The sequence below is a fragment of the Rhodohalobacter halophilus genome (genome assembly GCF_001715195.1).
Lineage (GTDB): Bacteria > Bacteroidota > Rhodothermia > Balneolales > Balneolaceae > Rhodohalobacter > Rhodohalobacter halophilus.
Window position 1 is genome coordinate 52,509 of sequence record NZ_MDWE01000036.1, and the last position, 25,694, is coordinate 78,202.

General features: G+C 45.6%; 20 protein-coding genes. 5 read left to right on the forward strand and 15 right to left on the reverse strand.

Going from position 1 to position 25,694, the window contains the following annotated elements:
* Positions 1-170 precede the first annotated feature (170 nt).
* On the forward strand, positions 171-608 hold the full coding sequence (locus BG260_RS10245; protein WP_069132341.1) for a hypothetical protein: 438 nt from the start codon (positions 171-173) through the stop codon (positions 606-608).
* The gene (locus BG260_RS10250; protein ID WP_069132342.1) at positions 605-1,591 is read left to right on the forward strand and encodes a hypothetical protein; all 987 of its coding nucleotides are present in this window, start codon (positions 605-607) and stop codon (positions 1,589-1,591) included. The genes BG260_RS10245 and BG260_RS10250 overlap by 4 nt, the downstream gene beginning before the upstream one ends.
* Here BG260_RS10250 and BG260_RS10255 read toward each other — a convergent pair.
* The 9 genes from BG260_RS10255 to BG260_RS10295 all read right to left on the reverse strand — a co-directional run bounded on the left by BG260_RS10255 (position 1,585) and on the right by BG260_RS10295 (position 11,728).
* Positions 1,585-3,810, reverse strand: coding sequence for an ATP-binding protein (locus BG260_RS10255; protein ID WP_069132343.1), 2,226 nt, complete (start codon positions 3,808-3,810; stop codon positions 1,585-1,587). The two genes, BG260_RS10250 and BG260_RS10255, sit on opposite strands and share 7 nt — an antisense overlap.
* 145 nt (positions 3,811-3,955) lie before the next feature.
* Positions 3,956-4,408, reverse strand: coding sequence for a hypothetical protein (locus tag BG260_RS10260; protein WP_069132344.1), 453 nt, complete (start codon positions 4,406-4,408; stop codon positions 3,956-3,958).
* Positions 4,408-6,132: an ATP-dependent DNA ligase gene (locus BG260_RS10265; RefSeq protein WP_069132346.1), complete on the reverse strand. Its 1,725-nt coding sequence runs from the start codon at positions 6,130-6,132 to the stop codon at positions 4,408-4,410. The genes BG260_RS10260 and BG260_RS10265 overlap by 1 nt, the downstream gene beginning before the upstream one ends.
* A gap of 3 nt (positions 6,133-6,135) precedes the next feature.
* Positions 6,136-7,305, reverse strand: coding sequence for a radical SAM family heme chaperone HemW (gene hemW / locus BG260_RS10270; protein WP_245683948.1), 1,170 nt, complete (start codon positions 7,303-7,305; stop codon positions 6,136-6,138).
* Between the two features lie 27 nt (positions 7,306-7,332).
* The gene (locus tag BG260_RS10275; RefSeq protein ID WP_069132350.1) at positions 7,333-7,881 is read right to left on the reverse strand and encodes a gamma carbonic anhydrase family protein; all 549 of its coding nucleotides are present in this window, start codon (positions 7,879-7,881) and stop codon (positions 7,333-7,335) included.
* Positions 7,882-7,884: 3 nt separating this feature from the next.
* A complete protein-coding gene (locus tag BG260_RS10280) occupies positions 7,885-8,493 on the reverse strand; it encodes a DsbA family protein (RefSeq protein WP_083750249.1) in 609 nt (202 codons plus the stop codon).
* Positions 8,494-8,574: 81 nt separating this feature from the next.
* Positions 8,575-9,009, reverse strand: a complete 435-nt coding sequence (locus BG260_RS10285; RefSeq protein ID WP_069132352.1) for a SufE family protein — start codon at positions 9,007-9,009, stop codon at positions 8,575-8,577.
* Between the two features lie 60 nt (positions 9,010-9,069).
* Complete coding sequence (locus BG260_RS10290; RefSeq protein WP_069132354.1) at positions 9,070-10,329, reverse strand: PAS domain-containing protein; 1,260 nt, start codon at positions 10,327-10,329, stop codon at positions 9,070-9,072.
* A 232-nt stretch (positions 10,330-10,561) separates the two neighbouring features.
* Positions 10,562-11,728 (reverse strand): acyl-CoA dehydrogenase, encoded by a 1,167-nt coding sequence (locus BG260_RS10295; protein WP_069132356.1) that lies wholly within the window; start codon positions 11,726-11,728, stop codon positions 10,562-10,564.
* 153 nt (positions 11,729-11,881) lie between these two features.
* Between BG260_RS10295 and BG260_RS10300 the strand changes: the two genes are divergently transcribed.
* From BG260_RS10300 to meaB, 3 genes are all read left to right on the forward strand, one after another.
* Entirely contained in the window at positions 11,882-13,834 is a 1,953-nt protein-coding gene (locus tag BG260_RS10300) for a methylmalonyl-CoA mutase family protein (RefSeq protein ID WP_069132358.1), read from the forward strand.
* Positions 13,831-15,963, forward strand: coding sequence for a methylmalonyl-CoA mutase (gene scpA / locus BG260_RS10305; RefSeq protein WP_083750250.1), 2,133 nt, complete (start codon positions 13,831-13,833; stop codon positions 15,961-15,963). Before BG260_RS10300 ends, scpA begins: the two co-directional genes overlap by 4 nt.
* A 224-nt stretch (positions 15,964-16,187) precedes the next feature.
* Positions 16,188-17,258 (forward strand): methylmalonyl Co-A mutase-associated GTPase MeaB, encoded by a 1,071-nt coding sequence (gene meaB / locus BG260_RS10310; protein WP_069132360.1) that lies wholly within the window; start codon positions 16,188-16,190, stop codon positions 17,256-17,258.
* An 8-nt stretch (positions 17,259-17,266) separates the two neighbouring features.
* On the opposite strand, the gene cdaA is transcribed toward meaB, so the two are convergent.
* From cdaA to BG260_RS10340, 6 genes are all read right to left on the reverse strand, one after another.
* Positions 17,267-18,079: a diadenylate cyclase CdaA gene (gene cdaA / locus BG260_RS10315; protein ID WP_069132362.1), complete on the reverse strand. Its 813-nt coding sequence runs from the start codon at positions 18,077-18,079 to the stop codon at positions 17,267-17,269.
* 23 nt (positions 18,080-18,102) lie between these two features.
* Positions 18,103-18,963, reverse strand: a complete 861-nt coding sequence (gene folP / locus BG260_RS10320; RefSeq protein WP_245683949.1) for a dihydropteroate synthase — start codon at positions 18,961-18,963, stop codon at positions 18,103-18,105.
* A gap of 38 nt (positions 18,964-19,001) precedes the next feature.
* Positions 19,002-19,340: a ferredoxin FdxA gene (gene fdxA / locus BG260_RS10325; protein WP_069132364.1), complete on the reverse strand. Its 339-nt coding sequence runs from the start codon at positions 19,338-19,340 to the stop codon at positions 19,002-19,004.
* A gap of 105 nt (positions 19,341-19,445) precedes the next feature.
* Complete coding sequence (locus BG260_RS10330; RefSeq protein ID WP_069132366.1) at positions 19,446-20,687, reverse strand: alkaline phosphatase family protein; 1,242 nt, start codon at positions 20,685-20,687, stop codon at positions 19,446-19,448.
* A 174-nt stretch (positions 20,688-20,861) separates the two neighbouring features.
* Positions 20,862-22,043: an alkaline phosphatase family protein gene (locus BG260_RS10335; RefSeq protein ID WP_245683950.1), complete on the reverse strand. Its 1,182-nt coding sequence runs from the start codon at positions 22,041-22,043 to the stop codon at positions 20,862-20,864.
* A gap of 165 nt (positions 22,044-22,208) precedes the next feature.
* Entirely contained in the window at positions 22,209-25,484 is a 3,276-nt protein-coding gene (locus tag BG260_RS10340) for a TonB-dependent receptor (protein ID WP_069132368.1), read from the reverse strand.
* Between the last annotated feature and the right edge of the window lie 210 nt (positions 25,485-25,694).

Below are 25,694 nucleotides of genomic sequence, written 5' to 3' on the forward strand. Positions count from 1 at the left end.
TGATTCACCTTAAGATAAAAAAAAAGACCTCTTTTTCTGTTAAGCCCTGAAATATTCTCTACATTTACGACTTGATGAACAGTCCCGACTGAATTTGATTCATTTCAAAGAAAGAGCTCTTTGTTACCATTCTCGGGATAATCGATCTCTCATTGATAAAAAAGAAGTTGATGGAAAATTTTTCAACACAGTGGTTTTTGGCTTATTACGTAGGGTTAGGCGGACTCTTGATCAGCTATGGAGTATTTCTTCTGCTTAAAACCGAACAGATGAAAAGCTATTTGCTCTCTATCGCCGAAGACGAAACACCTCCGGCATCCTGGAGATCTGTTTTAAAATATCTGCTATTGTTTACACTTCCGGGTTTCATCCTCTCCTTTTTCCCATTTTCATGGATTGAGCTTCTGTTTTCCCTCTGGGCTCTTGTCATCATTTACGTTGGCGGACAGCTCATCCTTGTATGGCCGCAAACCGCGAAGGCAATCGTCGATAACAGAGAAACTCTGCAGCGTAAGATCCGATTTGTTGCGGCAAACATGTTGTCTCTCGGGATCGTAATCTTTCTGCTTGCTTACATACTTCTTGAGCGATCCGGTTCGGTGGCATGAAATTAAACAAAGCCGGATATAACGGACTATTTCTGCCAGAATTAAACATCTCTCTGGACGGATACCATCCTGAGGCCAACTACTCTTTTGTGAGTCACGCCCATGCTGATCACATGCCAAGGAATAAAAAAACAAAAGCATACGCATCACGGGCAACTCTTGCCCTCATGAAACGGCGAGGATTTACCGGAGAGGAAAATATACTGGAGTTTTACTCACCCTTTGAAACTGAACACTTTCGGGTTACACTCTTCCCGGCAGGGCATATTCTCGGATCGGCAATGATATTTATCGAAAGTGAGAGCGGATCACTGCTCTACACGGGAGATTACCGAACCCCGCCATCGCCGGCCAGCGAAGGGTTTGATGCCCCCGATCATACCGATTATCTAATTACGGAAGCAACATTCAGCCTGCCAATCTATCGCTGGAAATCGCATACAGAACTCCAGGAAGATATCATCGAATTTGCAGTATCCTCCCTCGAAAAAGGCTACACACCTATCTTTCTCGGATACAACCTGGGCAAGGCACAGGAGATTATGCACTTACTTGCCCCGTTAAATCACCCCGTAATGATTCACGGAGCAGGATTTAAACTTTGTGATGTGTACGAAGAGCATGGAATAGAACTGGGTAACTACTCAGCTTACGATCGTGAGAATTGTCAGGGAAAAATTCTAATCGCACCTTCATCGACCCTTTCGAATGGATTTGCTTCAAATGTGTCTAAAGTTAAAGTAGCCTACTGTTCCGGCTGGGCTGCCAACGAGGCGAGACGTTCACAACTTTCAGCAGATAAGCTAATCCCCCTCTCCGACCACCTTGATTTTTTTGAACTGATCAAATTTTGCAAGAGGCTAACCCCGCAGAAGGTGTTTATAACTCACACTCCCAATCCTGATGTGGTCAAACACTATCTCTCCAATGAAGGGATCGATAGCGGTTTTTTAAAACTTGAAATGGAAAACGAGGATCAATGACTGAACTCTTCGGCTTTTTCACCTCTGCCTGAACGTTCAATATCACTATCTTCTGCAGCTCTCGGAAGTGTAAAATAGAATGTTGTTCCCTCTCCATACACGCTTTCAAACCACATCTCGCCACCGTGCTCCACAACAAATTCCCTGCTGAGATTCAACCCAAGACCGCTTCCTTTTTCATTTTTTGTACCGCGGGTTGAAAAGTGCTCACTCGTAAAAAGTTTGGTCTGATCTTCCGGCTTGATTCCCATCCCTTCGTCAGCCACCCGAATCTCTACAAAATTCCCATCCTGCACAGCCGACAGTGTAACAGTATCTCCTTTTTCACTAAACTTTATGGCGTTCGCCACAAGGTTTCGGATAATCAGTTTCACAAGATCATAATCAGCCTCAACATAAAGACCGCCGAACATCTGAAGCTTCAGCTCAACATCTTTGTGTCCCGCCTGAAAGCGTATCTGATCTATCACGGCTTTTGCAGCTTCATTCAGATCAAAATCTCTTTCATTCAGCTGAATTCCATTCATCTGCGCTTTTGCCCAGGCCAGGAGGTTATCCATCATGGTTGCGTTTTCCTGAATATTTTGATCCAGGGAATCCAGAATGTTATTCAGCTCGCTTTTTGTAAGTTCATGCTCCCGAAGCAGATAAATTAAACTCTGCAGTGAACTGAGCGGACCACGCAAATCGTGGGCAACGATGGCAAAAAGCTTATTTTTGACCTGGTTTACCTGCTCCAGCTCTCTGTTTTTCTCCTGAACAGTTTTATTCGCCTCCAAAATCTTTCGGTTCGACTGCTCCAGCTCAGCGTTAAACTCCCTCACTTTTCGGTTTGATCGGTTCAGGACAAAAGCAACAATGAAAAGAAACCCACCAATGGAGAGGGTAAACGCAAGGAGCCATTTTTGCAGTTCCGCCCTCGCCTGAACCTTTTGCTGTTTTGCCTGTATCACTTCTGCCTGCTGTTCCCTGGCCCTGATATTAAAGAGCGTTTCATATTCGGTCTGTAAACGCATTTTTTCATCCGAATCCAACCGTTCTTTTAATTCGCTGAACGTTTCCAGCCATTGCAAAGCCATGGCGGAGTTTCCGGCCATCTTATACACTTCATACAGATTTTGATACACATCCATTTGCATCCCTTGAAAACCGTGTCCCTCCACCGTGGATTGAGCCCTCGCATACCAGCGGGCGGCTGCGCCGTAATTCCCCCGTTCTTTTTCAATATCACCCAAACTGATCGCGCTGTTGTACTGCCCTTCAATACTTCCCAACGCTCTGCTTTCTTCCAGCGTGGAGTTAAATATCTCCTCTGCTTTCGACAGATTACCGCGTTTTGCCTCCATCCTGGCCATATTATAATGGACTCTTACGGCCGTGAGGCGGTCTCCGCTGTTATTAGTAATATTGAGCGCCTCCGTGTAGTAACCGGAAGCCAAGTCGAACTGATCTCTGCCCGCGTAAAGATTCCCCAGGTTCATATAAACCCGTCTCAGGTTAACAATATGCCCTAATCGTCTGCTTACCTCCTCCGATTTAAGTAGATAGTACTCCGCCTGATCGTACTCCTCCATCTCCACAAAAAGGTGCCCGATATTGTTGGTTACAATGGCAGTCATCAATAGATGATCCGTCTGATCGGCATATATCAAAGTTTCGTATAAGAGCCTCATCGCCTCTACCGGCTCTCCCATCGAGCTGTGGAGTGAAGCGAGATTTAACCGTAATCCCGCGGCCTGTTCATCCTTTCCAAGGGAGTCTGCCACTTCTATGGCTTCCTCAAAAATTGTCGAAGCGAGCATCAACCGGCCCGACATTTGAAGCGCAACCGCTTTCAGGTTTCTCTGGGCATTCATCCTGTCCTCCGGCAAATCGATCTCGCCGGCCGCTTCAAGTATCACAAGTGCAGAGTCGGGCTCTTCTTTGGACAGATGAAGAGAACTCAAATTCAGATACGTGGTAAAGCGGGCTTCATCTCTCTCTTCTTGCAGCTGTTCAGCCACCTGAAGTGCCAGCAAAAACCATTCCTTCGCCTCATTAAACTCACCCCGAGACACAAGAATATCACCCAATTCATTGATCGCCTCTACCATTTCCGGCGACTTATCGGCGGGATTAATCACCGTTCGCAGGCTGTCCGCTTTTGACTGCTGAGCATAAATCCCCGATGAGACAGACGCATTCAACAGAAAAAGGATCAGGATTAGCAAGCGGAGCATGCGGATTGTAGAGTGATTTAAGTTTAAACTCTATAATATAGCGCAATCCGTTAAAATCAAAAGTCAATTCGTGCATACCCATAATTTTTATGGGGATAAATTGAAAGATTCCGTTCGCCGAATTTTAACACGGTTAAAAACCGATTCATGCACTCAGTGCCATCCAGAGAATGAAACCTCCCATAGCTACGGTAAAATATCCCGCGAACCGAGCTAAGCGAATGGCCTTCTTCAGCCCAAACAACTCTGCCGTTTCGGGTGTTGAAATCGGATAGTTTATAATTACGAGGCCGATCCAAACAGTAAGTGCGCCTGTTGTTATAAGAATTGCAGACTCATAGCCCTGCAAAACAATGGCCAAAATACCTGTAAAAATTAAAAGAACGGAAGCCACGGCTATCTGCCTGATCATTATAGCAGCATTGGCGGCCACAAAGCGGTTATACTCCTTTAAGTCATCTTCGTATTGAGGCAGCACAAATAACGTTTTTCTTACCGGGCGGGCAATCCGGTCTACCGTATCCAACTCAACCGGTTTCAGGTCATTTGATTCCTTTCCACTCCAAATACATTTTTTATGACTTTCCCGGAACTCCATCACTCTTCGGTTTCTTTCGATTTATAGTAAAATGAGGGATTGTTCCCCTGAACCCTTCTCTCTTTCTCTACTCTTTGTTGATACAGCATTTCAACATCTTTCAGTGTGTCTGCATCATCCGGCGAGAGATCCCACCTGAGGCGTTTAAATCTTGGCAGGCGCAGCGTATATCCCGCCTTTGTTCTGCGGTTTACCTGAATATCATCAAATTCGAGCTCGATTACCAAACCCGGAAGTAACCCGAGCGTTGGCCCATAACGCTCTACCGTCAGTTTTTTGATCTCCGCGTTCAGTCTCTTCAGCTCCTCATCGGTATAGCCTCCATACGCTTTTCCGATCGGGATAAACTCCTCCTCGTAACGCTCGTCATGCTTCACAGACACCCCCAGGGTGAAGTCCGAATATAAGCCTCCCCGTTTGCCGCTGCCCGCGTGCGCGTACATCATTACCGTATCCAGCGTACCTCCCGGCTTTTTCACCTTCAGCCACGATTTTCCCCGCTGGCCATATTCATACCGGCTCTCCTTCTTTTTGAGCATCAGCCCCTCGTTGCCGTGGGCAAGTGCACGTTTGAACCACTCGTCCAGTTGATCAAAACTGCTCACCTCAAACTGATTGGTAACGGGCAGGTCAAACCGGAGGGAAAGCTCCTCCAGCCGCTCTCTTCTCTCTATCAGGGATTTTTCAAAAAACGGTTTATCGTCCACATAAAGCAGGTCATATGCGATAAAAAGCACCGGAAGTTCCTCCCTGATTTTTTTGGACGGTTGCTTCAGCCCCATTCGTTTTTGCAACAATTGGAACGGCTGAATTTTTTCATCAGAGTACACACAAATTTCCCCATCCAAAACCACATCAGGCAAATTTCTTCTGTTAAAGAACGCTTTCACCTCAGGAAATGATCGGCTGATTTCATTCAAATCCCGAGAATAAATGAGTGTTTTGCTGTCAGAAAAGTGAACCTGAGCCCTCATTCCGTCAAATTTTTCCTCGCCTACATAGGCGGACAAATCTTCAACTTTTCGACTTTCAATCGGCGTTGCGAGCATAAAAGAGAGTGGATGGAAAAGCCTGAATTCCGCCTCACCCAACCGTCCCTCTTTGGCCAGCACCGCGGTTTTGCCAATACTTCCGGTAATCATGTGAACATAACGTACCTCTTCCCTGTCGTACCCGAATGCTGAAGCGATGGCAGACAGAGTGCTTCGCGATTCAAACCCGATTCGAAGGGATCCCTGCCCCAGCATCCGTAGAGAGTATTTGACCTCAACGGGCGTCATCTGTCTCCACAGCTCCTTTAAAATCTCGATTTTATCCGCCCGCGAGGAAGCTTCTTGCAGTCGATGAAAATATCGATTCACCGACATCAGGGAGAGTTGTACCGGCTCTCGTTTTTGGATCGCTTCCGGCACATTTTCGAGAAGCCTTTCAATCGCTTCGGAATTACTCCCCGTAGCAGTTCTGCACGGCTTATACACCAAATCGTAGTCAATTTCACAAAATTCTGAAGCAGCCAGCCCAGCGGTGCGGCTTCCAACCAACGCCCGTTTCCCGCTTACTGCAGAAAATGCCCCCTCACCGAGAAACTGTGCGGCCAGATCCAGTTTTTCAGAAGAGGAGATGGATGAGAATAGATCGGAACAGATTTTAATTTTAGCGTTGGTGCCCCGCGTTTCCCGGATTTTCTGAATAGCTTGGCAGAGATCAAAAAACGAGACAGACATGAATCACCCCTTCGATAGCAGATCCACAATCAGAAGGTCCGCAATTTTCAACCCTTTGGATGTCAGCTTAAGAACATCTCCGCTCTCGGTGATCATTCCGGCCTCCCGCTGATAGTCCAGCCAGTTGAGCTGTTTTTCATTCATCTGATAGCGGTAGCGCTGTTTTAACTCCTCAAAACCAACCCCTCGCCGAGTGCGCAAGCCAAGCATCAGTCGCTCCTCAGCTAAATTTTGCAGTGAAAGTGTTTCTCCCTTAGCATTCTCATCGCTGCCCGCAGGTTCATCCTTCAAATACGCCTTAATGTCCGGCTTATTCTCCCACCGGCCGGCCCCATTTTCGTCCCACCAGAATGAGTGAGCACCCGGTCCGAGTCCCAGATAATTTTTATGGCTCCAGTAGTTACTGTTATGAACCGCCTCTTTACCCGGGCGCGAGTAGTTACTCACTTCATATCGCTCAATTCCGGCAGCCCGGAGTTTTTCGGTCAACAGATCGAAGTGTAGAGAAACGTGCTCATCATCAGGCGGAGAAATCCGGCCAAGATCTACCTGTTTACCAAGCCGTGTTTTCGGTTCAATGGTGAGTGAATACGCTGAAATGTGAGGCGGAGCAAACTGTAGCAGTTGGTCAATATCAGCTTCCAGCATCTCCGGCGTCTGACCGGGGTTACCGTAAATCAGGTCTGCCGTATAGGTTGGAAAGCCTGCTGTGTGAAGATGTTCAAGCGCGCGGATCGCCTCATCCCGGGTATGAGCGCGGTGCATAAATCGAAGTAAATCTTCATCAAAAGACTGTACCCCCATGCTTGCACGGTTAATTCCCAAATCCAGCAAGGAGGCAAGGTAATCGGGCGTTACGTCATCGGGGTTCATCTCCATGGTTACTTCAACCGGACGAAGCTGAAAGCTCTTTTCAAGCGCGTCAAAAATTCGTTTCAGATTAGTGGCCGGAAGTCTTGACGGAGTTCCCCCTCCAATGTAGATCGTGTCGATCTGTTCAGAAGCGTACCGCGTGCCGGAAAATAATTCAATTTCACGGACCAGGGCTTCCGTAAAGGGTTCAATCAGGTTTTTACGGGTAACAAAATAGAAATCGCAGTAGCTGCAAGCCTGTTTACAAAACGGAATATGAATATAGATTCCGGCCATGGATCCTCTGAAATGAAAAGGCACATCGTTTATGATGTGCCTTAATTACGCTTACTTCTTCGGTGTATAGAAAGGATTCTCTTCGTAGGTATCCACCTGGCGATACGTACGCTGATACTTCACATAGTTTTGAGCCGACTCACGGATAGACTCAATCTCCTCTTCCGTCAGTTTACGATGCTTTTTGACAGGAGACCCCATATACATATAGCCCGATTCGAGAACTTTTCCGGGTGGCACCAGCGAACCGGCAGCAACAACCACATCACTTTCGATTACTGCTTCGTCCAATATGGTGGCGTGGATTCCTATCAAAACACGGTCATGAACAGTACAGCCGTGAACCATTGCATTGTGACCGATGGTGACATCATCCCCTATTTTTGTGGGCCCTGTTTGGTTCATCACATGAATGGAGGCATTATCCTGAATATTGGTTCTCTCACCAATTTCTATCCAGTTTACGTCACCGCGTATCGTGGAGTTGAACCAGATGGAACTATCTGCGCCGATCGTAACATCCCCAATGATATCCGCGCTTGGTGCAACAAACACGGAGTCTTCAAATTGAGGAGATTTATCTAAGAATTTATAGACCATCGATCAGGAGCGATACATATAGAGTTCTACCATCGACTTAAACTGGTCGTAACTTTGCGGATTCTGCCGTAGGCGTTGCCCGTTGATAAAAAACGTTGGAGTGGCATTAACCTGACGACGTATTCCTTCCTGGCGCTGACGTTCTACTCTCTGGCGGATTTCGTCGGATGTAAGATCAGCTTGAAACTGCTCCATGTTCAATCCAATCTCCTCTGCAAAATCGTTAAAATAGTCAGCCGCTCCGCCTTGCGACCACGCCTCCTGATATTCAAAAATGAGGTCGTGCATCTCTTTGTATTTACCCTGTTCCCGTGCAGCTTCTGCCGATCGTGCGGCTAATTCGGCAAACTGGTGCCCGCTCAATGGAAAGTGACGATATTCAAATTCAATCATGTCACCAAATTCACGTTTCAGTTCATTCTGAACCGGAACATACGCCTTACAGGCCGGGCACTGATAATCACTGTATTTTAGAATATGAACTTTTTGAGGTTCACCACGCTCCGCAGTTGCATTCCCGTTAGAATCGCCGCTTAAACCGTAGTAGAGCACTCCACCTGCTATTACCACAAAAGCGATGAGAGCTATAATCTGTATATTTTTCTTATTCATAATAGTATTTGAAGAACTTATTCATGATTCGGGGTTAACAACGCTGAATATAAGAAGAGATTATCGAGTGAACCCGATTTTTTACCCGCCGGCTCCCTGCAATTTAGACTTGTACGCCATGGCATAGATTTTCATCTGCTTGACCATCGATGCGAGTCCATTCGATCGGGTTGGTGAGAGATGCTCCTGCATCCCGATTTTTTGAATAAAGTCAGGATTGTGAGTAAGAATCTCGTCAGGTGTTTCTCCTGAGTAAAACCGAACCATCAAAGCAACCAATCCTTTCGTAATCGCAGCGTCACTGTCTGCTTTAAATATTACTTTATCGCCATCGAGCTCTGTATGAAGCCAGACCTGAGACTGGCAGCCACGTACGAGGTTGTCATCTGTCTTGTACTTTTCATCCAGGGGATCCAGTTTCTGACCCAGCTTTATAATGTACTTGTAACGCTCAGGCCAGTCACCGAGGGCTTGAAATTCACGAATTATCCGGTCTTGTTTTTCCGCTAACGTCATAACTTTACTTTTTACCCAAAGTTACAAAATATGAAGGGAAAGATCGGATCAGCAACAGAATTAATTGGACTTGTATTCAGATGAGATCTCTGTAGATGTTGCCCCTTTTATCGCCTCTACCGTTGTTCGATCGGCATCCCAGTCCGGTTTGGCATAATCGATTACTTCAACATACCCGCCATCTTTCGAGCGGATGCGGAACTGCTCCGTATTCGGCTTGCCCTCCAAAACCGTCTCAAGATGATCAAAAAATTTCTCCAGATCATCCTCATGTATTAAATCTTCCAGCTTCAATGTCACGGCTTCGTCGGCGGTAATTCCGGTAATTTTGCTAAAGCTGTCTGAGACATATTCAAACAGATAGGAATCACCATTATGTGGAACAAGCTTATAGTTAAAGTCTTTATCCTGTTCAAAAACCCTGTCAAAATCTGCATTCCGTTTCGATAACATCGCCATGATACGTTTCTGCAGAGACTTATTCTCAAAGGCCATACGTGCAATCTGCTGTCCCTGAACATTCAGCAGACGGCTGTTCACTTTCACTTCCACAGAACTGCCTTTCTTGTTTTTGATGACAAGTTCAAATGTTCGGTTATCGAAATCGCTGGGTTTAAATGAGTCGAACTTATGCTTAAACGACTCAACCAGCTCATCTTCAAGTATTTCCCAAACTTTAAGTTTTTTCAGCTCTTCATCAGCATAACCTGTCAGATCGCGGAATGCCTTATTGGAAGTGGTAATGTTTCCTTGTTCATCCACATCCACGAGTGTCTTTTTACTCTCTTCCAAAAGCTGATCGAACTCCATTTCTGAATCAACCACCTTCTTTTCAGAGCGCTTACGCTCGGTAATATCATGTTGATAAGAAACCCAGTGCGTCAGTTCACCCTTTTCATTGGTGAGCGGATGAATATCCCACTGATTGATAAATTCCGTTCCATCCTTTCGATAGTTCACGGTATGCCCAAAAAAGGTTTTGCCCTCTTTCAGTCTCTGTTTCAGTTTATCCAGAACCTTCCGGTCTGTTTTCTCGCCCTGCAATATTCGGGGAGTTTTACCAATCACCTCATCCCGCGTGTATCCGGTCATTTTCGTAAAACCGTCGTTCACATAAACAATTTTGGGGCCGGGTTTTTCGAGGTTCAGATCGGTAATCAGTATAGAGTCGTAGTCACTGCGAATAGCTCTTTCAAGTAATTTGAGGCTATCCCTGGCCTGGTCTCTCTCTTGTGTGATCTTTTCGAAAATACTTTTCAGCTCTTCAAACGATTGATCATCTTTTGCGAGCGACTTTATTTTCTGTTCTAAATTATCCATCAAACTATACTGATTTTTCTTACTGATTTACTCTTTAAAGCAATAACTGTTGCTTTTCGTTCAGAGTCTTATTTTTAGTCAAAAGGTTTAAACGGTAATTGCACTCCATATCATTCCATTTATTTACGCTTTTCCCATTTTTCTCAAAACATTAATGATAAGAGGGCCTGAAATAGAAAAGACTGCGAAAGTATAACACTCCGCAGTCTTTAAATCACTCTTTTGAAATATTCTAACCTTCTTTAAGAATAATTTTGGCGATGGTTTGCAGCTGCATATTGGACGTTCCTTCATAGATTTTTCCAATTTTTGCGTCGCGATAATATTTCTCCACCGGATACTCTTTCACATATCCGTAACCACCGTAAAGATCTACAGCCATGGAGCTCACTTTTTCCGCCACTTCCGAGCTGTAATATTTAGCCATTGCAGCCTCTTTTAAGAAAGGCTGACCGGCCTCTTTCAATCTGGCTGCGTTATACACCAGCAACCGCGCCATTTCCAGCTGTGTAGCCATTTCGGAGAGCTGGAATTGAACCCCCTGAAAGTCTGCGATGGCTTTCCCAAACTGCTTTCGCTCTTTCGTGTATGCAATGGCGGCATCAAAGGCTCCCTGTGCAATACCAATCATCTGAGCTCCAATTCCAATCCGTCCTTCATTGAGCGTTTCAATAGCCACTTTATAGCCTTTACCTACTTCCCCGAGAACATTCTCCTTCGGCACCCGAACATCTTCAAGCAACAGCTCGCAGGTTGAGCTGGCGCGAATACCCAGCTTATTCTCTTTCTTTGATACGGAAAAACCTTCCATACCGCGCTCTACAATAAACGCCGTAATTCCCTTATAACCTGCTGATGGATCAACCGTAGCAAAAATCAGAAAGATGTCTGCTTCATTTGCATTGGTAATCCAAAGCTTGGTTCCGTTCAGGATGTAATCATCCCCGTCCTCTTTTGCAGAACACTTCAGGGCAAATGCGTCACTTCCCGACCCGGCTTCACTCAGGCAATATGCACCGACTTTTTCAGTTGCAAGCTGGGGTAAAAACTTTTTCTTCACCTCATCGGATCCCCAGTTTAAAAATGCATTGTTTACCAATGTGTTTTGAACATCCATAAACACACCTACTGAGGCGTCCACTCGAGATATCTGCTCAATGGCCACAATGCTCATAAAAAATGAACCGCCACCGCCCTGATACTCTTCGGGGATTTCAATTCCCATAAAGCCCATCTCAAAAAACTGTTTAATGAGATCTTTATCCAGTTTTGCCGCCTCATCCATTTCATGGACTTTTGGCTTAATCATTGAATCTGCAAATTCGGCTGCAGCGTCTCTCAGCATCTGCTCATCTTCGGTGAGTTGTGTGAGCGGAGAAATTTTTCCAGTATCAGACATAATCGAACCTATTTTATTTTTCCGGTAAATTTTTTCCGTGTAAATATAGTGGTTTGTAAGCGCTTTTCCGTGCCCAATTTTGGTTTCAGTTAGCGAAACAGTGCATGGCTCACTATTTTACATCCAACACAAAGTAGAATAAAACGGATTGCAGTGAATAAGCAAGATAAAAGAGACCTATTTTCAGAGTTTAAACCGGTCAGCCGAAAAGAGTGGGAGGATTTAATCCGAAAAGACCTGAAGGGCGTAGACTACAAAAAAAAGCTGAGGTGGAACACCCTCGAAGGAGTTAAACCGCTCCCTTTTTATATGTCGGAAGATCTTGATCCAAATGAGATCATATCCATCAAAACACTTCGTAAATCGGACTCTAAAAATTGGGCGCGCTGCGTACCGATCAATGCACCGAAACCAAAAGAAGCCAACGGGCAAATTGCGGATGCAATCAAAGGTGGAGCCAACTCATTCCGAGTTACATGCGATATCCGTCACAGTGATGGACAAATCGGAGGAAATATGATTGGCACACAGCTGCAGTCTCAATCCGATGTTGACACGCTTTTCCAAAATTTGGACATGAGCGGAAAAACCGTGCTGTTTGAAAGCGGGATGAATACACCCGCAATTCAGGCGATGCTGTTAAACTCCGATATACAGCCTGAGCAAACACTCTTCAGTTTTGATCCGTTTACTTATGTAGCAAAACATGGGCGATATCCATTAGAACAACAATCTCTAAACAACCTGCTCAAGCAGATCGATACACCCAATTCCGGCAAATCCTTTTTGGCTGATGGGCTTTTCTATCACTCAGCCGGAGCCACTATCGTTCAAGAGCTTGGTATTTCACTTGCCATTGCCAGCGAATATCTTGCCCGATCAAAAGATTCTGCTGAGTCTATCTTTTTCAGACTGAGCGCCGGACCCCTCTATTTTCCGGAAATTGCCAAATTCAGGGCCGCCCGAATCCTCTGGGCCAACCTGCTCGATGCTTACGGCCTCGATACCGGAACTCCTGCAATCATTCACACAGAAACAACTTTGCAGAATCAGACCGTTGCCGATCCCCATAACAACATCCTCAGAGCAACAACGGAAACTATGGCCGCAGTGTTTGGCGGGGTTAACTCCATATTGATACACCCACACGATCACCTATTTGAAAATCAGAATGAATTCTCTTCACGCATCGCCCGAAATATTCACCACATCGTTGATCAGGAGTCGCACCTTGGTGAGGTTTCTGACCCGGCTGCAGGCTCATACTATATTGAAAAGCTCACCGAAGAGATTGCAAATGAAGCATGGGATTTCTTTAAACTGATCGAAAAACAAGGCGGATTTATAAAGGCGCTCAAAAACAGGGTCATTCAATCCGAGGTTAGCGCCGCGAAGGATCAAAAGCTGAAAGCCTATGCCACCGGAAAGCGAACGTTGGTCGGTACCAACAACTATCCAAACAGCGAAGAAAAGTTGCCGGATACGGTTATTTCCACAACATTTACCGATGCGCTTCCGTCGACAGATAACGACGTATCGATTGAATTTGACGCTCTGATCGCGTCCCTTTCCGAAGCCCTTAAACAGGGTGCAACCGTGGGAGATCTGTTTCACTCCTACCTGAACCCTCAAAAAGTTTTACTCACTACTCTTGAACCGTTCCGCGCCGGTGAGCTGTTTGAAGAGATCCGAAAACAAACACAACTATTAGACAAAAAGCCGATCGTACAGTTGATTCCTGTTGGTAACAAAAAGTGGCGGAAACTCCGTGAAAGTTTTGCCCACAATCTGTTAGGCTGCGCCGGTTTTGAAATTCAGACATCACTTGGTTACAACTCCATATCGGAAGCCGCTGATAATCTTTCAGAAAAACCGGGTGATATCTACGTTCTCTGCAGCTCCGATACAGACTATCCCGGCCTTGTAGATGAGTTTTCCGAACTGTTTTCAAACCGCGGACTGTTGGTAATTGCCGGCAAACCCGGCGAGAATGAGTCCGCTTACCGAGATGCCGGAATTGAACACTTCATCTACACCGGTATCAACATCCCGGATTTTCTTCAAACCATGCTGGATGAACTCGAACCATCAAATTATTCGTCATGAGACCTGATTTTTCAAATATTGACCTGAAAACCAACATCACACCTGAACATCCTACAGCGAGTAACGGTGTAGCCTGGGAAACTCCGGAAAAGATTACGCTCAAAAATTCCTACTCAAAGGATGATATATCAGAGCTAACTCACCTCAATTATGCAGCCGGGATTCCACCCTATCTGCGCGGGCCGTACTCTACCATGTACACGGTACGACCCTGGACTATCCGGCAATATTCCGGCTTTTCAACGGCTGAGGAGTCCAACGCTTTTTACCGCCGGAATCTCGCTGCCGGACAAAAAGGGCTCTCCATTGCGTTTGATCTGGCAACCCATCGCGGTTACGACTCCGACCATCCACGGGTTACCGGCGATGTTGGAAAAGCAGGCGTGGCAATTGACTCCATTCTGGATATGAAAATTCTTTTCGATCAGATCCCGCTGGACGAGATGTCTGTTTCCATGACGATGAATGGAGCCGTTATTCCCGTAATGGCTTTCTACATTGTGGCAGCTGAAGAGCAGGGAGTTCCCCGCGAAAAATTGAGCGGCACCATTCAGAACGACATCCTGAAAGAGTTCATGGTGCGAAATACTTACATCTACCCGCCCGGGCCATCGATGCGAATTGTCGGTGATATATTCGAGTACACCTCCAAACACATGCCCCGATTCAACTCCATCAGCGTAAGCGGATATCACATGCACGAAGCCGGGGCTACCGCTGATCTTGAGCTCGCCTACACACTAGCAGATGCATTGGAGTACGTACGTGAAGGAATCCGTAACGGACTGGATGTGGACAAGTTTGCACCCCGAATTTCATTTTTCTGGGGAATTGGGATGAACCATTTTATGGAGATTGCCAAAATGCGGGCCGGACGGCTTCTCTGGGCAAAACTGATGAAACAGTTCAACCCCAAAAACCCAAAATCGCTCTCTTTGAGAACACATTCTCAAACATCCGGTTACAGCCTGACCGAGCAAGATCCATTTAATAACGTAGCCCGAACAACCATTGAGGCGTTGGCGGCTGCGTTAGGTCATACGCAGTCCCTGCACACAAATGCTCTTGACGAAGCGATTGCACTGCCAACTGATTTTTCTGCTCGCATTGCCCGTAATACACAGCTCTATTTGCAGGAAGAGACCGGAATTACAAACGCCATCGACCCATGGGCAGGTTCATATTATGTGGAATCATTGACCGATGAGCTGGTTCGGAAGGCTCTCGACTTGATCGACGAAGTTGAAGAGCTGGGCGGGATGGCCAAGGCAATTGAAGCGGGTGTTCCCAAAATGAGAATTGAGGAAGCCGCAGCCCGAAAACAGGCACGAATAGACAGTGGAAAAGAGACGATTGTTGGCGTAAACAAATATCGGCTTGCCAAAGAGGAACCGATCGACATTCTGGAGGTGGATAATGAGGAGGTTCGCCGGGCACAGATTGAACGGTTGAAAGCACTCCGGGATAACAGAAATGAGGAGAATGTACAGCAGTCACTGCGTGCACTTACAAAATGTGCAGAATCCGGAGAAGGCAATCTTCTTGATCTGGCCGTTATCTGCGCTCGCAACCGGGCCTCTCTGGGTGAAATTTCCGATGCTATGGAAGAAGTTTTTGGACGTTATCAGGCAACCATTAAATCAATATCAGGCGTGTATTCATCAGAAATAGATAACAACAACGAATTTAAGAAAGCCCGGCAAATGGCGGACGAATTTGAAAAACAGGAAGGCCGCCGCCCCCGTATCATGGTTGCCAAAATGGGCCAGGATGGACATGACCGCGGCGCCAAGGTGATCTCCACAAGCTTCGCCGATCTTGGATTTGATGTGGACATCGGCCCGCTCTTTCAAACACCTGAAGAGGCCGCGCGGCAGGCTGTGGAGAATGATGTGCACATTCTCGGGGTATCGAGCCTGGCAGCCGGCCACAAATCATTGGTTCCAAAAGTGATGGATGAACTTAAAAAACTGGGGCGTGAGGATATCATGGTAATTGTGGGTGGAGTGATACCCAATCAGGATTATAAATTTTTGTATGATCGCGGCGTGGCGGCTGTTTTCGGTCCCGGCACAGTCATCCCGGAAGCGGCTCAAAAGATTTTGCAGATTTTGATGAGGGATGAATAATTCTGACATATTAAACGGCCAATTAACATCGCAACCTTCGTGAAGTTCATTGTGTCACGTTGTGGTTAATCCCCCTCGAGAGATAATTAAAGTTTTTCTCTTTTAACCACAAAGGACGCTAAGTTATGCACTAAAGGACACAAAGGTTTAACTATATGACAGAAAATGAAATTTCTAAAGTAGTTCTGAATAGGTGATCCAACTCCTCTGGAGGAGAAGTATCTATGACAAAATCCAATAACAAATCACTTTCAATCAATAAAGGAGCTGTTGTGAACGACTCCATCAACCCGAATTATCAATCTAAGCGCCCCTCAGACAAGTCCCTGGATGAGTATGTAAATGGTATACTGAAAGGGGATCGCACAACACTCTCCCAAGCAATCACTCTGATTGAAAGCAGTCATGAAAAGCGGCGCAATCTAGGGCAGCAGATTCTGGAAGCGTGCCTGCCACAAACCGGAAAATCTGTACGGATTGGCATTACCGGCGTACCGGGAGTTGGAAAGAGTACATTCATCGAAGCGATGGGGCAACAGATTATACAAAAAGGGAGAAGACTTGCCGTACTTGCAATTGACCCGAGCAGCAGCCGATCAAAAGGGAGCATTCTGGGCGACAAAACACGCATGCAAAGACTCTCTACGAATGAACATGCATTTATTCGTCCCTCCCCTACATCCGGCACATTGGGCGGCGTGGCCCAGAAAACACGGGAAACACTTCTGCTTTGCGAAGCGGCCGGGTTCGATACGATTTTCATCGAAACAGTTGGGGTTGGACAGTCCGAAACCACCGTGCACTCTATGGTCGACTTTTTTCTGCTCCTGATGCTACCCGGAGCCGGAGATGAATTACAGGGAATCAAACGCGGCGTAATGGAGATGGCTGATTTGATCGCCATCAACAAAACGGAGGAGGAGACATTCCGGCAGGCAAAACGTGCCAAAAAAGATTATGAGAATGCGCTGGCGCTATTTCCACCGGCAGAATCCGGCTGGGAACCGAAAGTTACCACCTGTTCGGCCCTGAAGCAGACCGGTATCGATGAGATCTGGAGTGATATTGAAAGTTACCTCAAGTTGACCCGAAAAAATGATTTCTTTGAAAAAAGAAGAAGAGATCAGGCCGTATATTGGATGTTCGAAACGATCCATCAGGAGCTGAAAAGAAACTTTTACTCCAACCCGAACGTGAGCAAACATCTGAAGAAGTTTGAAGAGAGTGTTAAAAATGGAAGTATAAGTTCCTTCAGAGCGGCAAACGAGTTAATGAGCTTATTCAGAAAGCAGTAAGAGCCGGCTTAATTCATCTCCAGATCGGCTTTTTCTGAACTGAACCCCATATCTCCCTCTTTCTCCTCGCCCAAAGATTTCTCCATCTCAGCACGCAGCTTTTGAATGGAAAGCCCACTGGTGAGTGCGCCATTTTTCGCTACTGAAATTCTGCCTGTCTCTTCAGAAACAACTACCACAAACACATTGTTGGTTTCGCTGACCCCAACCGCTGCACGATGACGCGTTCCAAAAACCGAAGAGATATTTGGGTTTTGCGATATTGGCAGATAACAGCTTGCCGCCACTATCCGGTTATTTCGGATTACAACTGCACCATCATGTAGGGGTGTCTCTTTTTGAAAAATAGTTTGAAGCAGCTGAGCATTTACCCGTGCATCCAGCTTAACCCCCACATCCACCAAATCCTGCAGTGATGAACTTCGGGCAAATACAATCAGTGCACCGGTTTTTGTCTGAGCCATATTTTTAACGGCATCAATCACCTCTTCGATCACATTATCCGCACCGGACCTTCCGATAAAACGATCGAACGTAGTATTCTGGCCAAGGCTGTAGAGTAGCTTTCTAATTTCCGGCTGAAAGATGATAAATACCGCTAAGACACCCACATCGAGAATACTTCGCAGCATAAAATTCAATGTTGTGAATCCAAGCAGGCTCACAACTCCGTTCAAGACTATCACAAACAGCAGGCCAAATGCAGCCTGAATAGCAAACGTACCCCGAATCCACCGGTAGAGATAGTAGAGCACCAGTGCAATCACCAGTGTCTCAAGAAGATCCTTCAGACCAAACTCTAAAAATCCTATTGGAATCACGTTTATTGTTTTTGGGGTTACCGTTAAGGTTGCACGCTCATGATGGAATTAAACACCCGGACTGTATCACAGGCTTCCTGTACGTCGTGCACACGAATGATATTTGCTCCATTCATCATGCTGTGATAGTGCACGGCTAGGGTGCCTGCAAGCCGGCCCGATGCCGGTCTGTCGTTTAAAATTTTTCCGATCATCGACTTGCGGGATGCTCCCATCAGCACAGGGTAGCCAAATTTTGTGAATTTATGAAGCTCTGATATGATTTGCAGATTGTGCTGTAAATTTTTCCCAAACCCGATCCCCGGATCAACGACAATGTTTTGTACTCCGGCCTTTTCAAGCAGCTTAATTTTTTCATCCAAAAAACCGGCAATATCAACAACGGTGTCATCATAATGTGGATTTATCTGCATGGTTTTCGGATCGCCCTGTGAGTGCATCAGAACACAACCCGCATTAAACTCAGCACAAAGTTCAGCAAAACGAGGTTCCTTTTGCAATCCACTCACATCATTGATGATGTGAGCCCCCATTTCCAATGCCGGACGAGCCACATCATATTTTGTCGTATCAACTGAAAAGATAAGGCCGGGATAAGATTTCAATGCCTCTTCCAGAACCGGTAAAACTCGCGAGGCTTCCTCCTCAGCAGAAACCGGATCTGATCCGGGCCGGGTCGATTCCCCTCCAATATCGATAATAGCCGCGCCCTGAACGGCCATCTCCTTGATTCTCTCCAGTGCGGCACTTTGTTGATGAAACTCTCCGCCATCAGAAAAGGAGTCAGGTGTTACATTTAGAATTCCCATCACTTTTGGAGTGCTCAGATCCAGCACCCGGCCTCGCAGATGTAGTGTGTATCGGGACTTCTCAGTTCTACTCAATGGCGGATAGTTTTTCAATCAATCAGAAAAGTCGGAGATTAATCCCACTCTTCCTGAATTAGATCCAGTTTATTCTCTTTTTCAGCCCAGTCATCTGCATCAGGCAGGGCGTCCTTTGTTTCATTGATGATACGATCTTCCCAATTATCAGCAAGACGTTCATTCAACTCTATGTAGTGCTCCCACTCCTCCGGCACCTCATCATCGGGATAAATCGCTTCAACCGGACATTCAGAAACGCACGCATCGCAGTCGATACACTCAAGAGGGTCAATTACCAAAAAGTTTGGGCCTTCACGAAATGCATCTACGGGACAAACCGCTGCGCAGTTGGTATATTTACAGTTAACACATGGTTCGGTTACAACGTATGCCATTTTATCTGTTCAATATTGTTTGGGGTTATCCGCTTTAATTTAATTGCGTATGGTATTTTAATTTCGGCTTAGATGCAATCCAAAATAATGGATTCAGGTCATCAACTACTGCTTTAAAAATTTCAAAACCTCATCCAGGCTTCCATCGTTCTCAGCCGGTTCAATTTGCAGCAAATAGGCCATCAGTTCATACATATGAACAGACTCAACCGGTCCCTCAACTGCACCGGACTTAAATGCAGGACCTTTGGCTGCAAAAAATGTAAACATATCCGGCACCATATTATCAAATCCGTGCATTCCCGGAACCACACCTCGCTCCTCAAAATACTCCCGGTTGGTAATTGTAAATTGATTATCCGCGATCATAATAATCTCCGGAATTCGGTAGTGATTTGAAAAGTGGAACCGCTCCGGCAGCTCATCCCGAAGATACACTCTGTAATTCTCTTCATTCTCTTTCAGAGTGTTATAGATCTCATTTGTCTTCTCCTCATCCGGGCGAATCATTGCCACAGGTGTCCAGTCAATGATATCAACATCATCCAGGTTAATGATCTCATCCAGAATAATCACTTTATCCTCTGATTGTGCCGACATACCGTGGTCGGAAACCAGTAAAATATTGATGTTATCTGTCAGCCCAACCTCCTCCAGTTTTTCCATGAAGTAACCCAGTAACCCGTCCATTTCAATAACCGCCTCATCCACTTCGGGTGAATCGGGGCCATAACTGTGTCCGCGACTGTCCACAAAGCTAAAGTAAAGCGTTCCAAAATCTGCCTGAATGTCGCCGACAGGATCAAGCCAGGCGACAATACTATCAATCCGTGTACTGTCGGGGATTGAGCCGTCGTAGTCTACCCATTTCGTTGATTGCACTCCGTCAAAGGTAGCCTCAGAGCCCGGCCAAAAAAAGTTAACCGATGTTTTTCCCTGCTTTTCGGCTGTCACCCAAATGGGTTCTCCTCCCCACCAGCGTGAATCGTGCTGACCATCGGGTGCCCCATAACTGAAACGGGCATCCAGTTCGTAATCGTAAAAACTGTTTGAGATAATCCCGTGATTTTCAACATAGAGTCCGGTGGCTAGACTCCAATGATTCGGAAATGTTTTAGTTGGAAAAACCGGAATCAGATACTCTGCCTGAACCCCTTCTGAAATAAATTGATCAAAATTGGGTGTCTCATTTCGTTCGATATACTCATTCATGAAACCGTCTATGGATATCAGCAGTACGGGATTCGGATCATTCTCTGTCTCACCCGTATCGGAATCAGCACAGCTACTTAAACCGATGAAGAGAAGGAGAATTATGATTAGACTTAAATATTTTTCTCGAATCATTATAAATGTTGTTTCGCTTTAGCTTTTAAGGCTCTATGTATCAATTGAATTAGTGATCCTCCCTCAAAATAAAGGTAATAAGTATGATGTAAACCAGAATTGGAGGAAATTCTGGGACACCCCTCTTAATCTCCCCTTTTTAGGGGAGATTATCTTTCAGAACTTTTTTTAAAATCATTTAAACTGAGGCTCTAAGATATGAATTAATGAACCAAGTCTCCCGTCGTTTGGAGACGGTTCAAGATCCAGCAGATGAGCCATGAGTTCATAGAGATGAATATTTTGAAAACCTTCTGTTGTTATCCCCTGCCTGAACGAGGGACCTGCTGCAAGAAAAAAGCTATGCATTTCAGGATACCGATTGTCATACCCGTGAGCGCCGCCCGTAACTCCATACTGTTCGAGTCTACCTGAGGTCGTGATACTGTAACCCAAATCTGCAATCAGAATGATTTCCGGAACGCGATCATGTTTTTTAAAATGAAGACGATTCGGAAGATCCTCTTTTTTGTATACCCTGAAATTCTCCTCATTTGCTTTCAGCGACTCATAAATTTCAGCCGATATTCCTTCATTTGGCCGAATCATCGCCACAGGGTTCCAGTCGATCACCTCAACTGTTTCATGGTCAATGAGCTGATCCAGAAGAATTACCCGCTCATCCGACACATCCGCCATTCCGTGATCGGATACAATGATGATGTTGAGATCATTCAGCAAATCTGTTCTCTCTAACTCTGACATCAAGTATCCAATCTGCTCATCCACCTCCCGAACTGCCGCTGCAGTTGAATCCGATTCGGGCCCATACCGATGGCCGTATGTATCCACCTTACTGAAATAGAGTGTCATAAAACCGGGCGATAGTTCCGGCTCCATCGTCATCCAGTGTATTACCGAGTCGACCCTTGCAGTGTAGGGCAGATCGTCATCATAGGGGTACGAGTAGGTTGGAAACTCACCGCCGATTGGCGCTTCTGATCCCGGCCAGAACATCGGTGCCGTTTTTAAACCTTGCTTCTCAGCCGTTACCCAGATCGGCTCTCCCTCATACCATTGTGCATTTCGGACCGCTTCCCGGTTGCCAAGGCTGTAAAATGCATCCATTTCTGCATCATACATGTTATTGGCAATCAACCCGCTGTTTTCTGGATAGAGTCCCGTAACGATGGAGTAGTGATTAGGAAAGGTTTTTGTGGGAAAAACCGGAATCATAAAATCTGCAAGAACTCCGGTTTCGACCAGTTGATCCAGGTTTGAAGTTTCATATCGATCCAAATAATCCGGATGAAATCCATCGATGGAAATCAGAAGCAGTTTTGCCTTCTGCGGCTCTGTCTCTTCAGAACAAGACATTAAAAATCCGGTAATAAACAATAAGACGAAGTAAAGTAAATAGGAGTATTTAGTTGGCATCTGTGATTGAGCATTTAGAACGTTGAAAATTTGATATGCCGGTTTCGAAATATAAAAAAAGGGCATCCGTAAAACGGCTGCCCTTTCTCTGTACATTTAGAAAAATTAATTAAACAGATAACGAATTGTAAACTGAACCTGAAAAACATCATTCAGGTTTGCTGTATCCTCATACGTTTTGCTAATCAACTCGTCGCCAACTCGTCTTAACTGATACTGCATTTCACCATTTCCATCTGCTCCGGTATAGATAAGCGGTTGGGTTGTTACAAATCGTTTACCTGTTCCCCATGAGTTAGAAATGAGATTACCAAAGTTTACAATATCAGCACGGAGTACAAAAGCTTGCCGCTTATTGAAAACATCTGCAAAAAACTCCTGTTCCACAGCTAAATCCGCATTGAATACCATCGGTAATCTTGCACCATTACGCTGTGCATATTGCCCCCTGTTTTTGCTCAAGTAGGCGTCTTGCTCAATAAACGCATCCCAGGCTTCTGCTTGCTGCTGTGCCGTGAATATCACATTGTCATTGCTATCGAGGATTGGAGCAAAGTTCATTTCAGATGTATTGCTGTGGATGTAAATCAGATCCGATCCGGAACCACTTGCACCGGTTGCACTGCCTGAGAATGTATAGCTTGCCGTACCTCCCGTTCTGCCTTCCCAATAAACGGAGAAGGTTGTTGCACCAAACTTAAAGAACTCATTTCGATATGATAATGCAGCAAATACACGATGACCGGCCGTATTATCTGAAAATCCAACACCGGGGTTATTCGGATCTCCAATGTGTGGATTGTTGTTCCATGAACCAAATGCAATGGATCCCGGATTGATCGTGTTTTTCGCAATTCCGTAATTGTAGGCAACTTTACCATAAAGACCATCTCTTACCGGGCGCTCCAGGGAGGCTGACAGGTTCCAGTAGTACCCGTCATTTTGATTCGTTAGTACAATGGCACTCGTCACATTACTGTTGATTCTGTTTCCGGATGTCCACCTTGGACGATCATCCACACCGGAAAATTGTGAATCAGGATTCGAGAGATTGGCATTGTAGTAAGCAATACCATTCACATCCCGACTGTACATAACCTCAACAGTACCGATCAGTCCTAAGAATGGAAGCTCCTGATCCAATGCAATGTTACTGCGCCATACTTGCGGAAACTTGAAATCCTCTTCGGTAAATGCCAATCCATAACTTGATGCGGGATCTCCGGTTACATTAGCCGGCTTGTAGTGATCCGGATCGGGGTGAAAGGGTCGGTCTGTAGTATTTTCAATCTGCTCAAAACCGGTTAACACTCCATTTTCGCCAATTTGATTTGAAATCCACACATAAGCCGGAGGGCCGGTAAAAATTCCTGTACCTCCACGAACCTGTGATCGCAACTCTCCTCCGAGATCCAGGTTAAACCCTAAACGTGGCGACCAAAGGATGTTTGGATCCGGCAGCTTATCTGTAGCAAACTGTACGGCATTTCCACTCGGATCACGGAAAGTGAGGCTTTCTACCTCCTGATTTCTGAAACCGGTGTCACCAAAAAACGGCACATCCGCTCTCATACCTATTGTAAGGTTCAAATTACTATTCACTCTCCATTCGGTCTGTCCAAATAGTCCGGTTGAAAAGACTTCCAGAGGCTGAACAGGTTTGTCAAAGCCCGGCTGGTTCGCCCATCTGACCTGGAATCTTCTAAGCTCAACAGGCGAAGTAGTTCGGTTTGGATTACTCAGGTAGTCGTTTGCATCTTCATAGAAATCATCTAATGAATTATAGACATATGCACTTTGCGATCCGGGGAAAAAGACGTTCTCCGATTCAAAGTACTCTGCGGAAACCCCCAGTGTAATCAGATGATCTCCCCTGTTCATCGTGAAATTATTTTGAAACTGGAAGGTTTTGTAGCGCAACTCATTATTCGGGGTGAACGGCTCAAAACCGAATGAAGTGTATGTGGAACCATCCTGCAATATATCTACCATCGGGAAAAATTCACCTCGGGAGTCACGGCTTTCATCCTGATAGGTGTAGCCGATGATCATGTTATTCGACATATTGGACCCAAGATTGGAGTTCCATTCACCAATAATCGATCGAATATTCTCAAGTATGATGTAATTCGAATTTCTGGGGTTGATCGCGCTAGTACTGGTTCTTCGGCTTCCAAAACCCAGGGACGATGAGTTAGACATCAATACATCGGTCTGTGAATCGAGGTGAGTGTAGCGGAGACTCAGCTTGTTTCGGTCGTTTAAGTTGTAGTCCAGCTTCCCGAGAAAACGGGTTGATGGAGTCTCGTTATCGTACCCGGTGTACGGCCCTGTTTCATAACCAAAGTTTTGACTTAAAAAATTACTGAGCTGATCTAAGTCTGACTGCAATACTCTGGTTATGTTACCGCCAACCGGCTGTCCGCCTTCATTTGGCAAAAATGTAGTTCCCGGAGCTGTTACATTTTGCGTTTCAAAACTGGTAAAAAAGAAGAGTTTATCTTTAATAATAGGCCCGCCCAAACGAACTCCAAACATTCTGTCCTGAAATTCTCCGGCACTTACGGTTTGTCCGCTGGCGTCAGTACCTACGAGGTTATCATTCGTAAACTGGTAGTACACAGACCCCGTAAACTCATTTGTTCCGCTTCTTGTAACAGAGTTAACCCCCGCCCCGACAAAGCTTCCCTCCCGTACATCATAGGGGGCAACATTCACTTGAACCTGCTCAATAGCATCCAGTGAAATTGGAGGAACACCGGTACGCCCACCCGGCTCAGATGTTGACCCCAGTCCAAACTGATTATTAAACGCAGAACCATCCACGGTAAAATGGTTGGATCGATAGTCCTGACCTGCGAAAGAATTTCCGCTTGCCTGCGGTGTTAGCCTTGTAAAATCGGTAATGGACCGGGAAACCGTAGGCAGCCTGTCTAACGATTCACGATTGATGGATGTAGAAGCGCCGGTTCTCTCCGAACTTATGATTGCCCCTCTGCTGCCCACAACAACCACTTCCTCAAGTTCTGTACCTGCCTCTTGCAGAACAACTTCAAGGTCTGTTGTGACCCCGAGACTTAATTGGATATTCTCAAACCTTCTCGTTTCAAAACCTACAAATGAAACGGTTACGGTATACGGACCACCAACTCGCATCCCGGTGAGGCTGAAACGGCCGTTACTTGTTGTTGATGTTCCGTATTGAGTACCTGACGGTTCATGAACGGCACGAACCGTTGCTCCCGGCAATGGCTCACCGGACTGATCAACGACAACACCGCTGATCGACGAAGTTGTTACCTGTGCATTTGAATTTGGCACGACACCAAAAACAAAAACAGCTAATAAAGCTGCCCATATATTTATGTATATGTTTTTCATAACCCTATTGTTTGATTTGGAGAAATTTTCATAACGTTCTTGAAGCTAATTATCCAATATTAACTAATTATTTCTTTGAAATGAATAGACAGCTTATTTGCAGAAAAATTCTAATCAAACATACACCATTCGCAAGCTTAACTGTCTGATCAGGTTGAGGATAGTATTGAAACAAAAAAAGGGGAAGCCTGTTGAGGCTTCCCCTTTTAA